The following is a 17454-nucleotide window of genomic DNA, read 5'->3' on the forward strand; positions in this document are numbered from 1 at the left end:
CGCCAATTTTCAAGACCGATACGCTTTACAACTACACTTGTACGCTTAATTATTCCTGTTGATCACAAAACAACGACAAAATAGAACAACCCGTCTCAAAAACTCTATTCATTAAGTGAATATGCGATCTCGATTGAAAAATAAATGAAAAAGATACGATAACCTCCCCTTCATTCACAAATAATCAACATTTGTGATGCGTAATGCACACTCGCCGTTAGCGATAACAGTGCTGCAATTACGCCTGGTCAAATTTAGTTACAATAGCTATTACATGGAGTTTTAAATGCGCATTTTTTTGACGTTATTAATATCAACCCTGAGTTTTAACAGCCTTGCCCTCGATAGTACTTATTTACAATGTTATGGCGTCAAAGACAGTTTCGCCGCACGCTCTGATTTGATCAAAAAATCATGGGCAGTTAACCCTAGCAATCAATACCTCAAACTTGACGGTTATTGGAAGGACAATGGTTACAATGCTGACACTGAAAATTATTTCATCGTCAAAGCGATTGATTCACAGCCCGTTACATCCGCTCAAGTACACAGCACGTTAGCCAGTATGTGTAAGAATACCCTCGCGAACAAATACTCAAACGAGTACACCAGTAATGTCACTTATTTTGCGGCCAACAGTTCGGTTGGTTATGAGTATCCCGTCATGACCGAAACTGATGCACTCGCTATCAACAATAGCGAATTACCCGTCACATACAACAATATGCTGCGTTATGCATTTGCATCAAGTTATGTCTACAGTACTGAACAGGGATCGTCACCGTTCTCATTTACCGACAATCCGACTTTCCAACAGTTAATGCTAAACGAAAATAGCCTCGAGCTGGATGTTATTGCTCGTTATGTTGGTGACAGTGGTGTTCACGGTGTGGCAATTAAAGTACCCGCGGTGCCAAGTAAAAACCTCGAACAAGAGATCATTATTGCGTTTAAAGGCACGAGTAACGGCGGGGATGTAATGCAAGACATCGAACTCGTACTGACCAACCTTTCAGAAACGGATGAAGACTGGCAAATTGATGCGTATAATTTTACGCAACAAATTCTTGCACAATACCCTGCAAATGCAGCGTCATTAACCCGTGGCTACCAAGCATCAAGCGCAGCGACAAGTTATAATGTGGTATTAACAGGTCATTCATTAGGTGCTTATACCGCCATTGATGCGAGTGTCAGAACGGGTGTATTAGCACGCGTATTCTCATCACCAGCAACCCGTATCATCGAAAAATACATTCACGCTTTTGCCAATAAGATGCGTTACAACAACGTCATTAATATGGTTCGTGAAAAGGATCCGGTTGCGACACTCTCTGGCCGTCACAACGAAAACATGATTTATTTCCCGAAAGCACCAGGCTCAAATCCGGCGGATAGTCATTACTTAACGCCCTTCATTAATGACATATTAATGCCACTAGCGAACGAACAAGCAAGTGCAGCTAACAAGCCGACACATGTTTACATCACTCCGGATACCAGCGTTGGCGCAGGGTTAACAGAATTAGTGAATACCTGGGGTCATGTTAATTAACACCAGATAGTCAGTCTTTATCAACGCTAATAAAAGCGGGCCTATCTGTGATGATAGGCCCTCTTCATTAAAAAAAGGAAGATAAAAGGAATATTAAAACTATATGATTAGTTTATTATTGAAGGCCAATATATTCATGTTGTTAAATAGGAAACCAAAAACGACAAACTAAATACCATGAATGATTCAAGTAAAGAAAGCCTAGATAAAGCCAAAGAAGAAGTAATGCAAGCACTTGAAAAGTTAAAAAAAAATAACAAATATCCCCCACTTGAAAAATGATCAATCCAGACACATAAAACAACTTATAAAAGACACAAAAATGCTTATAAATATTGATGATAGCTAGCGTAACGGATCCTAAATATAAGCTAAATTACACCGCAAAGATATCCAACAAGAATTGAATAATCAGGGCATTGGCAATATCAATAAAAAATGCGCCCACCAGCGGTACAACAACAAAGGCTTTTGCAGAAGCACCAAACTTCTCGGTTACCGCGGTCATATTGGCAATCGCTGTTGGTGTTGCACCTAACGCCAATCCCGCATAACCAGCTGACATCACTGCTGCGTCATAGTCTTTACCCATTAACGGAAAGACCACAAAGATAACAAAGCCAGTCACAATAAGTACCTGCGCAGCAAGCATGATTAATATAGGTCCACCTAGCCCGCCTAATGTCCACAGCTGTAAACTCATTAATGACATGGCTAGAAACAAGCCCAAACTTAAATCAGAAATTAAGGCTAACGAACGACTACGCTCAGGCCATGTCAACTTAGGCAATATTAACGGGCCTAAATTGATGACGATAATGCCCGCAAACAAACAAGTAACAAACTCAGGTAAATGTAAGCCTAGGTTGCCGATAATGACATTCAGCCCAAGTCCTAAACCAATACTGACACTGATAATCAATATTGAATTCAGCATATGGTGATAATCTATCGGTGCCGCAGTGTTCGCCTGTGTTTGTTTAGTCTGCTTAGTTTGATGCTGTGTAAGTTCATGCAAGGTTCCGACGGTGAGCTCAGGTTCTTTACTCGGTTCCAGCTTATAATGGCTGATTAAATACTTGGCAATCGGACCACCAATAACGCCACCAAGGATCAGGCCAAAGGTCGCACACGCAATACCAATTTCCATCGCGTTGCTGATATTATATTTCTCAACAAACAGCGGCGCCCACGCAATCGCGGTACCGTGTCCACCACTTAAGGACACAGAACCACCAATAATACCGACTTCTGGTAATTGCTGGGTAAACTGTGCAACCGTTAAGCCTGTGAAATTTTGCAAAAACAAATAAATGACCGCAATCACCAACAAGATAATTAACGGTTTACCACCTTTAAGCAGCGTTGAAAAGCGTGAGGACAGGCCAATAATAGTGAAAAACACAATCAATAGCGTATCACGTACCGCTAATGAAAATTGTAATTCGATATCAAATGCGCCATAAATAATAGCGAAAACAATAGATGCTATTAAGCCGCCAGAAACTGGCTCGGGGATATTATATTCTTGTAAAAAAGCGACTTTGCGTGTCAGGAACTTACCTATAAACAGCACCAAAATCGCCACAATCACAGTTTGTCTTACGTCCAATTCCATCAGTACCCCTTAGTTATTTTTTAGATCTTCCTTTACAGATATTACCTACTTAAGGCTTACCCATTTAGATATGGTCTAATAGTTAACTAAGAGATTACCTGCTGAAATTTGAATCCACAAACCATAAACATCAATTAATCGACTTGAAACCAATCAATATAATGGCTTGGCATTACGTCAAACTCACGGCTTAAATCAGCAACTAGATCATCATCATTCGTATATTCTTTATTTGCCATTTTAGCAGTAAGATCATCAGCATGAATACCCGTGGTTAAAAACAAACTAGCGATACCTGCTGTATTCGCGCCGCGGATGTCGTGTTCTAAACTATCGCCTACAGCAATGGCATTATCCCAACCGCCTAACAAGGTATGACACATGGCATAGATTTGCGCTTGTGGTTTACCGTGCCAATATACTGTGCCGCCCATGTCAGCATAAGCCATGGCAATAGAACCTGGGCATAAATTTAAGCCACCATCCGGTCTCATCGCCACTAAATCAGGATTACTCACCACCATTTCTAAACCACGGGCAAAAGCAATATCCAGATCTATTTGATAATCAGCAACCGTGCCACGTTCAACGCCATAACACATGATAAATGACGCTTCTTCAATCACCACACTGGTTAAACCGCAATCTTCGAGTACAGTACCGTTGATCCCCTCGCCCCAGCCAAACACCAAGGCATTAGTGCCTAAATGGTCAAATTTACCTTGCTTGAAATTGTGGCGCATGTGATCGCCCGATGTCAGTACATCAATATACAGATCACGACGAATACCGGAATCGGTTAAACGCTGATAAGAGAAATTGTGGGTATTGCCACTGTTCGATAAGATCACGACTTTTTTGTGGTGTTGTTGTAAAAATTCTAATGTCGCAACCGCGTTAGGAAAAGCATCACCGCCATTGTGCAGTACGCCCCATTGATCCAAGATAAAAGTATCAAAATCGTTAATAATGTCTTTAAGACCGGAAATCATGTTCACTTTTTCATTTCTCCAACAGCATCTGCCACTGATATTAAATATAAATCGCTCGAGTCATGAATGGCTCAAATCATCAATGGCTTGAATAAGATAGTCCACTATATACTTAAACCCACAAATCCCCACTAAATTACGTCATATAAATACCCAGAAACAAGGTGTAAATACGGTGTAACGTGATTGCAGATCCAGTTTTATTAGCGAAAAATTGTTAAGTTAGCGCTTAGTTATGAGTTCTTGATGACAAAACGTCTACGAACTCTCTTATTATGCGCTTTCTATCAGCGGTGTGTCGGTGTCGAACAAATTTAAAATTATAGTGGCTGTTATTTTATGTAGCGTGATCGTCACAACCTTTAGCGTACGCGAGATATGCCGAGACTGGCTATTAGACTCCAATCGTGAACAAGCAGAAAACCAACTACTCACTTATGTTGTCGATATAAGGCGTGTCCTCGCCAGTTACAAGTACCTGCCTTACCTGATCACAGAACAAGAGAGTCTTATCCCTGTCCTGACTAATACCCAGGTATCAACAACACAGCTCCAGCAAACACTCACCCAGTTTGATAAAGCGGCCAATACCAAAGGTTGGTACCTGCTTAAGCCAGATGGTTCCTTGTTAGTATCAAGCCGTCACAATACCAATTGGGATTACAACAAAGCCCTGAACATTACCAGTAACTTACGTAATCAAGACGGTGAGTTGGATAAAGACAGAGGCGTACTCACCTCCAGTTATATTGCCAATGGTAGCGCCAATTATTATTTAAGCTTGCCAATAAACCATCAAGATAAATTAATCGGTATTGCCGTCATCGAAGTCGACTTAACCGCATTAAGTGATCCTTGGTTGGCAGAAAATGATTTCATCCTTATCAGTAATGCCAAAAATAAATTCTTTCTCTCTAGCCACCCACAAATATCGGCGACGGAAATTAACAGCTTAGGCACGGCTGACATCATCACGCATCAGCTCAGTAATAACGCAAATATCTACAGCTGGGTGATCGCGAACCGTGACTATCAAGTACAACAAGTGCAGTTAGACGATCTAAGATGGCATATTTACTACCTGACACCATTAAATGGTTTATATCGAAAAGTGAATATGGCGGGCTTTATTTCCGCGATATTAATGTCACTGTTACTGTCTGTACTGCTGTATCGTTATGAACGTAAGCAAAAGCTTTATTCTCACGCCGCATTAAAACAGATGATTGCAGGCACCAATGTTGGATTAGTATTACTTAATAATGACCGCAGCATCAGCTATATCAACCCAACCGCAATGCGTTATTTTGGCTTAAGTAATGACAATCTTGATAAAAGTGATAAGAATAGCAACGCTCATAAGTTATATGCTAGCCAATTACTCACCCGGCACCAAGACAACGACGCCGTCGTTAGCCAGTTAAATGACCTGTTAATCACCCCAAATTTCACTGGCATTGAAGTGTTTGCCCATAATCATCATGGTGATGACTTCCCAGCCTTGCTGTCCATCACTCCCTTGGCCTGGTCACAACGACGTGGTTCGCTAATGACGTTTGTTGATATCAGTAAACGTAAACGCGCAGAACACGCACTATCACAAGCAAATGAGCAACTTGAAACCCGAGTACAAGAAACCACAGAAAAACTGTATGCCGCGCAAGAAGAATTATTATTAAGCAGTAAAATGGCTGCGCTCGGGCGTATGTCTAGCGCAATCAATCATGAACTAAACCAACCTTTAACCGGTATCAGAACCTTGTTATCCAGTAATCTGCTATTTTTGGAACAAGGTAATACCAAGGTATTAGTTTCCAATATGGCTTTAATCGATAAACTGGTTAAGCGTATGCTATCAATGACAGCCCAACTGAAAGTCTTCGCCTTCAATCGTCCAGAGCGTTTAATTGCCACGTCAATAACAGATGTATTAAACGACGTGTTTACACTAGAGCAAAACAAACTCGCGAACATCGCCATGACGGTTGATATTCCAGACTCATTGCCACAAGTACTCGCAGAGCCGCATAGGTTACACCAAGTATTTTCTAACTTAATCAGCAATGCTGCGGCCGCCCTGCAACAAACATCAGAACAAATATCAAAACCAACACTCATGATCAGTGCCAACAGGGTTAAAGACACAATACACATCAAGATCATGGATAATGGCCCAGGCGTAGATGATGATGCGCTAGCACATCTATTCGAACCTTTTTATACCAGCAAGAAAATTGGCGAGGGATTAGGACTCGGTTTGGCTATCACTGCGAATATTATGCGTGATATGCAAGGTGAGATCTTTGCACACAATAACCTACAACAAGCAGGGATGACATTTACCCTAACGCTTAAGCCCTACCTCCGTGATGAATAATACCATCACGACTGAACACCGAGTCGCCGAGTTAAAACATGTTATTAAGCGCGACTCCGATACCGAAACGCGTCTGACTATGATTATAATCAATCAGACTTTCACCATACCCATTAAATACAGTGAAATAACCTTTCAGCTTTCCATATAAAGGCGTCGTGAAATTCACTTTCACTGCGCCTTTACTGGTTGCAAAATTCTGGCGTATTTCAGTACTCAATTCATACTTCCCAAAAGCATAACCGATAGCGTATTCCACATGCCCCATGTAATCAGTAATATCCGGATTATCATCCCCACTCGGGCTATTCGGATCTGTCTTAGCATCTTCAGGTATACGATACCAAGGTCTAATACTCCAAACCAAATTACCCTTCTCATAAATAAATTCGCTATAAACACGATTCCATGAACGAGAAGCGGTTCCTGAACGGCCATTCGATTGATGTTCGAATCCGACCGTCATCGCCGTATTCGCATCATTAGGATGCCAATCTAGTGGTGTAACATAAAATACTTCAGGTCTATAATTAGTTTCTCTGAAAGGGCTAGAAATATCATCCGCATACACTTGCCACCAGGCCTCGAGGGTGAAACCAGCATAGATGCGATCGCCGTCAAACAATAAAGAGTGATAACTTAATGGCAGTTTCAGGCTTAATTGAAATTTAGCCTCGACTTCTTTATAACCTTCATCACGGGCATCTAAATTACGATAGACTTCAGGGTTAATCTGATTGGTAGTATAAACAGGTAAAATATAATTCATCCTGTACGGCGTGAGTACAAATTCAGAAGTATCATGTTGACGCTCTTCAATCACTCGTTTTGTCATCAAACCTGCTTGCACTGTTTTACCACGAATAATGACCGAGTCGTCTTCTTCAAGATCACTTTGCGCTTTACATATTGTCCTGATTTCCCCTAATGTTACTTCTGCAGCACTATACGCGACTTGATTGTTAATACAGTCACTTTCTGTTGCTGCTTGTAATTGAAAACTAAGAGAAAAAAAGAAAGACACTAACGAGAGGATTTTATAGTTTAATTGTTGCAAAATGGATTCCGTTCATGAATAGCGATGTACCTTAATTATAATATACTTAATTATAATATACTTAATTATAATACACTTAATTATAATATACTTTATTATAATTAAGGTACATCGCTATTAAAATCCCTCCAGCAGGGTAAAGCTAATTTTAAAACACGACTTTATGCACTCGATTTAATTTACATCTAATGCAGGCCTTAGATTCTTATTATGTACTTTATTACAAATGTAATCACCGATTGGGATCGCAGACGTGGCGGCAGGTGATGGCGCGTTACAAACATGTAAACTACGTGGGCTCTCGGCAAATAAGAAATCGTGTACTAAACTGCCATCTTTCAACACAGCTTGCGCGCGAATACCCGCTGGATAATTTTCTAAATCAGAGACTTTCAACGCTGGACAATATTTATTAACCAGCTTCAAATAACCCGGTTTCCACCACGAATTCTTCGTTTCAATTAAGCCAGTTTTTAGGTTTTTAGCACTCACTCGCCAAAAGCCAGGAAATTTCAGCATGTCACTAATATCGCGTAAATTGATATTAACTTTACCATAGCCCTCTCGCTTCCAGCCTTGCACGGCATTCGGGCCAACCGTCACCGAACCATCGATCATACGGGTTAAATGTACGCCCAAAAATGGCAGTTCTGGATCGGGAATAGGATAAATCAGGTGATTGACAATATTGTTATACTGAGGCTGCAAACGGTAGTACTCACCACGATAGGGAATTATTTGAAACTCAGTATCAATGTTCAGCATCTTAGTCACCCGATCCGCCATTAAGCCAGAACAGGTAATCAAGAATTTAGTAACATAGTTCAGGCCTTTAAAAGAATGACCCAACAGCGCTTGCTGCTGGCATTGCACATTAATCTGCTCACTGCTTTCAATTAAATGGGTGACTTCAGTTTCTAAGGCTATTTCACCGCCAAGCGCACAAAACGCTTCCGCCATTTTTTCCGTCACTAAGCTGTAATCAACAATACTGGTAGAAGGCACCAAAATTGCGCCTAATCCTGTAATATGAGGTTCTTTTTCAGCAAGTCCCGTAGCGTCTAATAATTCAACCTCAATGCCATTATCGCTACAACGTTTATACAATGCCTGCATACGTTGCAACTCTAATGCATTGGTTGCTACCAGTAGCTTCCCACAATTTTCAACCGGAATATCATGCTTAGCACAAAATGCTTTCGTCGCCGCTACACCGGCTTTACAAAAATTGGCTTTCATACTGCCGGGTTCATAATACACACCAGCATGGATCACACCACTGTTATGACCGGTTTGATGTTGCGATAACTTACTTTCTTTTTCAATTAATAAGATACGCTTTGCTGGCTCACGCTGTTGCAACTGCCAAGCCGTTGAAACACCGACAATACCACCACCGATAATAATGTAATCATAGTGATTGTTATCCGTCCCCGTCGCCACATTCGATGTCGTTAACGTCATATTACTATCCTTTGCCTTAATAAGCCGTTGCAGCGGTAGATGTTGTCACCACAGGTTTATAACGGCGATTCGTATACACAAACAAGCCAACGAAACTAACTAGCGCCACGCCCCTTAATACTAAAGGAAGATCAGGCCATGTCATTGCTAAACCAAGTAATAACGAAAATCCACGTTGGAGGATATTCAATTCACTTTCTAGGTAACCTTCAATCCCGGCAATAAATGCATAAGTCCCTACGATAGCGAAAGAGCCCACCGTGATAACCGTCATCATATCCCAACTCACTAGCGAGGTATAAGCCATGAGTATCGGCACAAGATATAAGCCTTTGGCGATCTTCCATGCCGTTAAACCTGTACGCATTGGTGGTGTGCCAGCGATAGTAGCGGCAGCAAATGCAGTTAAACAAACGGGCGGTGTGACATTACTGTCTTGTGATAACCAAAAAATAATTAAGTGCGCAGAAAGTAATGCTAACGCCACTTTCTCCAGCCCTAAACCTTGCTCTAATAGCGTCCCCATGAAATCACTCGGTACCAAGCTTAATAAACTTTCAGCTTGTATTTGTGTCATCGGCTGAGTTAATGCGCTTATTTGCTCCGGAGCGGCTAACATGAATATACCGTGTGCTTGTGCAGGCAGTTGCCCATCCATCAACATTTGTACCAACTGGTTCTCGGCGAGTAACGTATATAACGCAGGTGCTGAAAGCGTGCCTAAAACAATATAAGCCGCAGTCACGGGTAAGCCCATGCCAAGGATTAGTGACGCCAACGCGATCAAAGCTAGCATCAACATCAAGCTACCATCAGCCCAATCATTAATCATTAATGAAAAGGTATTACCCACGCCCGTCGTGCTGATCACATTAACAACTAAGCCAATACCAACCAGTAATACCGCCGTCGTCGCCATATTCTTAGCACCTTGCTCTAAAGCTTCAAATACCGCTCTGAATCCCATCTTATTGGGTGATAACCAAGATGCAACCACAACCGAGATAATCGATAAACCAGCTGAATAAGTCGGGGTAAATCCAGACACTAATAAAAACACCAATACTCCAAGTGGGATCAGATTATACCAACCCGCTAAAAATACGGTCGAGAATGAATCATCAGACGCATTCACTTGTTGAATGTTACTGCGCTTGGCTTCGATGCGTACAAAAAATGCAACGGAGAGAAAATAGATTAATGCCGGAACAACAGATACCGCGATAATACTGACATAAGGCACCTGCGTATAAGAAGCCATAATAAACGCGCCCGCCCCCATCACTGGCGGCATAATTTGCCCACCCGTGGATGCAGCGGCTTCAACACCAGCAGCAAAACGAGCAGGGAAACCCGCTTTACGCATTAACGGAATAGTAATAACGCCCGTTGATACCGTATTAGCCACACTCGAGCCAGATACAGACCCCATTAATCCTGACGCTAATACCGCAATAAACCCCGGACCACCAATCACTTTATTGGCCGCCGCACGCGACAAGTTAATAATGTAATCACCGACTCCAGATCGCACCAAAAAAGCACCAAACAAGATGAACATGAACACAAAGCTCCAGCTGATACGCGAGATAGCCCCAAACATACCCTCTGAACTATAAAAGCTACGATACAATAATGTTTCTAAACTTAATCCAGGGAAATGGAACATGCCCGGTACTAACTGTCCCCACCACACCACATAAGTTAACGAAATAACAATTAACACCGGAATAAACCAACCAATCGTACGGCGGATCAATTCTAGTACGATGATAATTGCCATGATCGAAAACACCCAATCACTAGTAATGAAGCGTACACCACGCTCATACAAAGCATCTTCAGCAAAAGGGATATAGGCTAAACAAGCAAGTGCCGCGAGGGCAATAATGATATCAACACCCAGTGCCAATCGACTGCTTTTGAGACTACGATGTGCTGGATACCACAACGCACAAACAACCGAAAATCCAGCGAAGTGAGTCGCTGATGCCCATAACTCAGGGATCGTGGCAAAGGTATTAAACCAAATATGTAAAACCGATAGCACAACACCACAGGCAGATATAAACGCCGTAACCCAGGGGAAATCAGTACGGGTGGCTGACTCAAATTGTTCTAACTTTTCTTCGACTTGCTTGTCCATAACAAATTCCTTTTTGACTGCTACCATCGTGGTAGCAGTCCTTCTTATCAATACTTAACGTCGTCAGTTACAGTGCCGTCGGTAATAGCTCAGCAGGGATTGTTAAACCAATTTCTTGATAATAACGCACAGCACCAGGGTGTAATGGTACTGGCAGACCTTTAATTGATTTTTCTACCGCCATTGCTTTCGTGGCTTTATGGATACTGTTTAGGAAGGGTAGGTTTTCATAGATATTTTTAGTTAACAGATAAACATCTTCTTCTGATACATCATCACGCACGGCTAAGAAATTCGGTTGCGCAATAGTGGTAACCGCTTTGCTCTGACTTGGGTACGTATTTGCTGGAATAGTGAATTTAGTCCACAGTGGATATTCGCTGTTTGCTTGTTTGATTTGCTTATCAGTAAATTGTAATAAAGAGATGTCATCACCCATCGCAGCAAAAGCACGTGTGATCGCACCAACGGGCATACCAGCAGGAATATTCATCCCATCAATCGCGCCATTTTGCATTGCGTCAGTACTTGAGCTATAACCTAAATAAGCTAAGTTAAAGCTATTCGGATCGACGTGCACGCCACGCATGATCTGACGACCAGAATGTTCAGTACCCGAGTTCTTCTTACCAATAGAAAATTTCTTACCTTTTAAGTTACTTAAATCACTCATGGTGCCCGTTTCAACGAGCGAGCTGCGCACTACAAAATGTTCTACGTTTTGCCACAACATACTCACCGAACGCAGGTCTTTCTGTGGACCACTTTGTTTAAATTGTCCTTCACCTTGCCAAGCCCAAGCACCATACAAACCTTGCAAAATGGCAAATTGCGCTTCATTGTCACTGAGTAATTTAATATTTTCACCCGATCCGGCAGAGCTGATCGCCGCTAATGAAAATTTATATTTCGGCTCCAATTTAATTTTACTTAACGTCGCTAAAGCCACCCCCACTGGATAATAAGTCCCCCCCGTCGATGCCGTTGCAAGAATATAACTGCGCTTCTGTTCAGCGACTGCAGAGGTTGTTACTAAGCCAAGAATGACACTCGATACTAATAATGATTTTTTTAACATTCCTTTAAACATGCTCTTTCCTTGTTGTTTTGTTGTTTATTTCATTTTTATTGTTACGCTAAATTACTTTGCACCGCGCTTTCTCATACAAGGCAACCTACTCACTTTCGTTATACATGACATATTGCAACAACAATGCCACAATTTAAACCACTGTTAAATAACGATTAAAATAAATAAACCTGAATTAACAAGCAAGATTACGCCTATCGCGTTATTTTATATGAGCAAAAAACAGCTCATCATATTGTTAAAGATATAAACATCACATTAACAATACAAAAACATAATTGATTTATAATGTAACACTGCAATGGAGTATAAAAACGCCTAAAACATATACTTAAGAGGTAGCTATAAATTTAAGTTATGCAATCAAAGAAGTACAAAGAGAGGATAAATTCGTGGCAATAAGCAAGATATTGCCACTTGAATCATATTGCCACTGACCTAACAAGGTAGATAAGTAAATAGACGTCTAGATAAAGAAAGAGATGAATAAAACCGCTTAACTAAATATAAGCAGCACGCTGTAGGTCATACTTTTGCATTTTCTGGTTCAAAGTTCGGCGTGGTAAATCAAGCATATCCATCACTTCAATAATACTGCCTTTATGAGTTCGTAACGCTTCATCAATAACCTTACGCTCAAAATTTTGGGTTTGCATAGCCAGTGATAACTCACTAGAGCCCGTATCAATACAGGCAAGCGGCTTAGTCAGCAAAATATCAGCAACACTTAGCGTCGCATCGAGGGCAAAACGCGTCGCCACATTAATTAACTCTCGCACATTACCTGGCCAACCGTACGCCAATAACGTTTTTTCATCCATACCCGACAGCTGCTTAGCGTTTGTATTAGCCAAATTAACGTAATGCTCAAATAACAATAAAATATCTTCGCCACGCTCACGCAGCGGTGGCAAATATAATTGGGCGACATTCAAACGATAAAACAGATCTTGGCGGAAAGCATCATTGTCTTTCAAGCTTTCTTTGGCCGCAGCAATCACCCGCACATCAATCGCTATCGACTTATTACCGCCTACACGTTCAACTTGCTTCTCTTGTAAAATACGTAACATTTTTATCTGCATGTTAAGTGGCATACTTTCGATTTCATCTAAAAAAAAAGTACCTTTATCTGCATACTCTAGTTTACCAATACGCTTTTTAATTGCTCCAGTAAACGCTCCAGCTTCATGACCAAATAATTCGCTTTCAAATAATGCTTCAGGTATTGCAGCACAGTTTAACGCGACAAAATTACCCTGCGAGCGTGAACTGACTTGATGTAAACAATCTGCGACCAACTCTTTACCACAACCAGTGTCACCATAGATAATGACATTGGCATCAATATTCGCAATTTTAACCAGCTGTTGACGTAACTCCACCATGGCAGGACTCGAGCCAATTAAGATCTGATCTAACCCTTGTGCCTGCTGTAAATACTCCTCACGCTTGTTGGCACCGAGTTGTAACTGCCTTTTTTCAATGGCACAGCCGACGGTTTCAATGAGTTTATCGGGATCGAAAGGTTTCTCTAAGAAATCAAATGCACCATCACGCAGTGCATTCACGGCCATATTAATATCACCATGGCCAGTCATCAGAATAATCGGCATTGCTGGATTGCTTGTTAATAACTGTGGTAACAGTGCTAACCCAGAGATATCAGGTAAGCGTACATCAGAAATGACAATACCAGGAAAGGCCGCAGGTATGCTGTTTAATGCTGACTCACCATCAGCACATTCAATAACATCATAACCTGCTAGCTGAAGTCGTTGGCTAATAGCCAAACGCACAATCTCGTCGTCTTCAATAAGCGCGACCTGAATCACTGATTGTTGCGGCATAAATTCCACGTCCTGTGTTGTATAAATAATGCTGACAGAGTAAGAAATAGCGCGACGATTTGAAAGGAGCTAGCTCCCAAATTACAGACATAAAATATCCACGGGGCTTAGATCCAACACAATCGCTGATAATCAGCACTGTTACCATCACTAACACTACCAATTATCAGCCAGTTATTTATACTGGTCGTATAACGTTTACAGAAAAATAGAAAGCCAATAGGAATTGAAATGACGACTGTGATGTACGGAATTAAAAACTGCGATACTATTAAAAAAGCCAAGAAATGGTTAGAAGCAAACGAACTTGAATTTACATTTCACGATCACCGCGTTAATGGTTTAGATAAAGCACAACTGATCACTTGGTGTGAAACGCTAGGTTGGGAACAAGTCGTTAATAAACGTGGCACCACCTACCGCCAATTAAGCGATGAACAAAAAGCAGCACTAACAGAAGCGACTGCAATTGAATTGTTAATTGAACAGCCAGCGATGATCAAACGTCCCATTTTGGATGTCGATGGTCAACTGACATTAGGCTTTAAAGCCGACACTTATGCGGCGCTTTTTGCTAAGTAAATAAGACCAATAAAAAGTAAAGTAACTAACCGTTATCCAGAAATCAATTACTTATAGCATTGGCTTACCACGTAAGTCAGCGCTAACAATATCTTGTAAAAAATGCTGTAAAAAGGAATTACTCATGTCAGACAGTTTAGTACTACAACTTGCCAAAGACCTACTTAGCCGTAAATCAGTGACCCCCGAAGATGCAGGTTGTCAGCAAATGATGATCACCCGTCTTGAAGAACTGGGTTTTACTATCGAAACCATGGTATTTGAAGACACGACTAACCTTTGGGCTCGCCGTGGTACCACCGCGCCAGTATTCTGTTTTGCTGGTCATACCGACGTTGTACCTGTCGGTAAAATCGAAGATTGGGATACCGACCCATTCGTACCAACTATTATCGATGGCTACTTACACGGCCGTGGCGCTGCAGACATGAAAGGTTCGATTGCGTCTTTCTTAGTGGCAGTAGAAAGCTTCGTTAAAGCCCATCCCGATCACCAAGGTTCGGTTGCGTTATTAATCACAAGTGACGAAGAAGGCCCGTTTATCAATGGCACAACGCGTGTAATTGATACGCTTGAAGCCCGTAACGAAAAAATCGATTGGTGTATTGTTGGCGAACCATCAAGCACCAACAAAGTCGGAGACATCGTTAAAAATGGTCGTCGTGGTTCACTCACTGGCGATATCGTGGTGAAAGGTATTCAAGGTCACGTGGCTTACCCACACCTGGCCGAAAACCCAATTCACAAGTTAGCCCCAGCCTTGTCTGAACTTAGTCAAGTGGTCTGGGATCAAGGCAATGACTACTTCCCTGCAACAACACTACAAATCACGGATATCCGCAGTGGCGCAGGTGCAAGTAATATCGTACCAGGCGAAGCAACGTGTCAGTTTAACCTGCGTTATTCAACAGAGCTAACAGCGGATTTAATCAAATACCGTATTGAAGGCATCTTTGAAAAGCATGGCTTAAACTACGAGATCAGCTGGATCCACAGTGGTCAACCTTTCCTTACTGAACCGGGCAATTTGTTAAACGCAATCACCGATTCAATTGAAAGTGTGTGTGGTTATCCGTCAGAACTGTCTACTTCTGGTGGCACATCAGATGGACGTTTCATCGCACCAACTGGCGCACAGGTTGTCGAACTAGGGCCAGTAAACGCGACTATTCATAAAGTAAATGAATGTGTAAAGATCTCGGATATTGAGCAATTAGCAGACATTTACGAGCAAACATTAGTAAAATTATTAGCTAAGTAACGCGCTATTTTCTTACTCGAATAGCGAGTAAAGTAACGCGAAATTATCGCATAAATGGCTTGGACGGACTCAGTTCAAGCCATTTTATGGCCCTGTAAAAAACCACAAACACCCCATATTTACACCACAATCACCTAGCTTACTACCTCCAGCCGCTATATAAAACCGATAACCCCATCACATTCCATAACAAATTTTATAATCCATTAACAAATAGTAAAAATTCAATATTTACAATACATTAACATCTTTAGAATACCTGTTTATGGCACTTTATAGACCTTAACACCCAATCATTAAGCCGCCGATTTATTGACTTTAATCAATGTCTGAATTATTGTTTATGCAGTTGCATAGTTTTGCAAAACACCTATTTGTTTAATGTTGTTAATGACATGTTTGTTAAACATGATTTCATAAAAGGAAGTTGTATGGCTTTAATCCAAGCGCCAAATTCAGTAGTGATGGTTCGACCGTGGAAATTTTTCTCGAACCCAGAAACAGCAGTCGATAATGCGTTTCAAAAAACTGGCCTCGATGAACAAGACTCACTCGAGTTAGATCGTAGCGGTATATCACTGCAAGCTAAAAATGAATTTGACATCGTCGTTGCAGGATTAAACGAACACGGCATCAACGTCCACGTATTTGATGATTTTGGTGATCGTGAGACACCCGATTCAGTATTCCCCAACAACTGGTTCTCGACCCACAGTGGCGGCCACGTTGCTTTGTACCCAATGTATTCACAAAACCGCCGCCGTGAACGTCGCAGTGACATTATTGAAATGTTAAAAGCGCACTATCGTGTACAAGACGTTATCGACTTCTCTGGTTTAGAGTGGGATAACCTGTTTCTTGAAGGCACTGGTGCAATGGTATTAGACAACGTTAACCGTATCGCCTATACCGCTAAATCAAACCGTTCTAGCGAAGTTATTTTAGAACGTTTCTGCGCTATCTTCCAATACGAACCAATGGCGTTTGAAACCGCAGATGCGTCTGGAACCGCAATTTATCACACTAATGTAATGATGTGTGTGGCTTCAAAATACGCGCTTATTTGCTTGGACATGATCCCAAATGAAGCTCGTCGCGCTGCTGTTCGTCAACGTTTAGAAGAATCTGACATCGAAGTCATTGAACTGAGTTTTGACCAAATTGATAACTTTGCTGGTAACGCTATTGAGTTAACAGGTAATGGTAAAAGCCACTTGGTGATGTCACAACGTGCAAAAGACGCATTAACACCAGACCAAGTAGAGCGCATCGAACGACATTCAACAATTTTAGGCTTTAGTGTTCCAACTATCGAACTCGCTGGCGGTTCTATTCGCTGCATGATCGCAGGGATCCACCTCAGCCCAAGAACGTAACTAAATCGTAAGCAGCCGACTAAGCAGCTGCAACGCAGTCTGAATGCAACAATACGCAGTTAGTATGACGCTACTTCAGCCAGTAA

General features: G+C 41.5%; 12 protein-coding genes. 5 read left to right on the forward strand and 7 right to left on the reverse strand.

Translation table 11 applies throughout. The features are described from left to right. Positions 1-286 precede the first annotated feature (286 nt). On the forward strand, positions 287-1555 hold the full coding sequence (locus tag FR932_RS11790) for a lipase family protein (protein WP_019442928.1): 1269 nt from the start codon (positions 287-289) through the stop codon (positions 1553-1555). A gap of 376 nt (positions 1556-1931) precedes the next feature. Here FR932_RS11790 and gltS read toward each other — a convergent pair whose 3' ends face one another. Next, positions 1932-3173, reverse strand: coding sequence for a sodium/glutamate symporter (gene gltS, locus FR932_RS11795; protein ID WP_019442930.1), 1242 nt, complete (start codon positions 3171-3173; stop codon positions 1932-1934). Positions 3174-3307: 134 nt separating this feature from the next. Next, positions 3308-4165, reverse strand: a complete 858-nt coding sequence (locus FR932_RS11800; protein WP_019442931.1) for a TIGR01459 family HAD-type hydrolase — start codon at positions 4163-4165, stop codon at positions 3308-3310. Positions 4166-4466: 301 nt separating this feature from the next. Here FR932_RS11800 and FR932_RS11805 point away from each other — a divergent pair, with 301 nt between their 5' ends. After that, positions 4467-6542 carry a sensor histidine kinase gene (locus FR932_RS11805; RefSeq protein ID WP_019442932.1) on the forward strand — a complete coding sequence of 692 codons (2076 nt, stop codon included), beginning with the start codon at positions 4467-4469 and terminating at the stop codon, positions 6540-6542. 31 nt (positions 6543-6573) lie between these two features. Here FR932_RS11805 and FR932_RS11810 read toward each other — a convergent pair whose 3' ends face one another. From FR932_RS11810 to FR932_RS11830, 5 genes are all read right to left on the reverse strand, one after another. After that, entirely contained in the window at positions 6574-7599 is a 1026-nt protein-coding gene (locus tag FR932_RS11810) for a phospholipase A (protein WP_019442933.1), read from the reverse strand. 174 nt (positions 7600-7773) lie between these two features. Next, positions 7774-9063, reverse strand: coding sequence for an L-2-hydroxyglutarate oxidase (gene lhgO / locus FR932_RS11815; RefSeq protein ID WP_019442934.1), 1290 nt, complete (start codon positions 9061-9063; stop codon positions 7774-7776). Positions 9064-9079: 16 nt separating this feature from the next. Then, positions 9080-11209, reverse strand: a complete 2130-nt coding sequence (locus FR932_RS11820; protein ID WP_019442935.1) for a TRAP transporter permease — start codon at positions 11207-11209, stop codon at positions 9080-9082. A 67-nt stretch (positions 11210-11276) separates the two neighbouring features. Beyond that, entirely contained in the window at positions 11277-12299 is a 1023-nt protein-coding gene (locus FR932_RS11825) for a TAXI family TRAP transporter solute-binding subunit (protein WP_019442936.1), read from the reverse strand. Between the two features lie 500 nt (positions 12300-12799). Beyond that, the gene (locus tag FR932_RS11830) at positions 12800-14149 is read right to left on the reverse strand and encodes a sigma-54-dependent transcriptional regulator (protein WP_019442937.1); all 1350 of its coding nucleotides are present in this window, start codon (positions 14147-14149) and stop codon (positions 12800-12802) included. 231 nt (positions 14150-14380) lie between these two features. Here FR932_RS11830 and FR932_RS11835 point away from each other — a divergent pair, with 231 nt between their 5' ends. The 3 genes from FR932_RS11835 (at position 14381) to ctlX (ending at position 17368) form a co-directional block, all read left to right on the forward strand. Then, positions 14381-14731, forward strand: coding sequence for an ArsC family reductase (locus tag FR932_RS11835; RefSeq protein WP_019442938.1), 351 nt, complete (start codon positions 14381-14383; stop codon positions 14729-14731). A gap of 124 nt (positions 14732-14855) precedes the next feature. Continuing rightward, positions 14856-15992: a succinyl-diaminopimelate desuccinylase gene (dapE, locus tag FR932_RS11840; RefSeq protein WP_019442939.1), complete on the forward strand. Its 1137-nt coding sequence runs from the start codon at positions 14856-14858 to the stop codon at positions 15990-15992. 431 nt (positions 15993-16423) lie between these two features. After that, on the forward strand, positions 16424-17368 hold the full coding sequence (ctlX, locus tag FR932_RS11845) for a citrulline utilization hydrolase CtlX (RefSeq protein ID WP_019442940.1): 945 nt from the start codon (positions 16424-16426) through the stop codon (positions 17366-17368). The last annotated feature ends 86 nt before the right edge of the window (positions 17369-17454 follow it).

The sequence above is a fragment of the Moritella marina ATCC 15381 genome (genome assembly GCF_008931805.1).
GTDB lineage: Bacteria > Pseudomonadota > Gammaproteobacteria > Enterobacterales > Moritellaceae > Moritella > Moritella marina.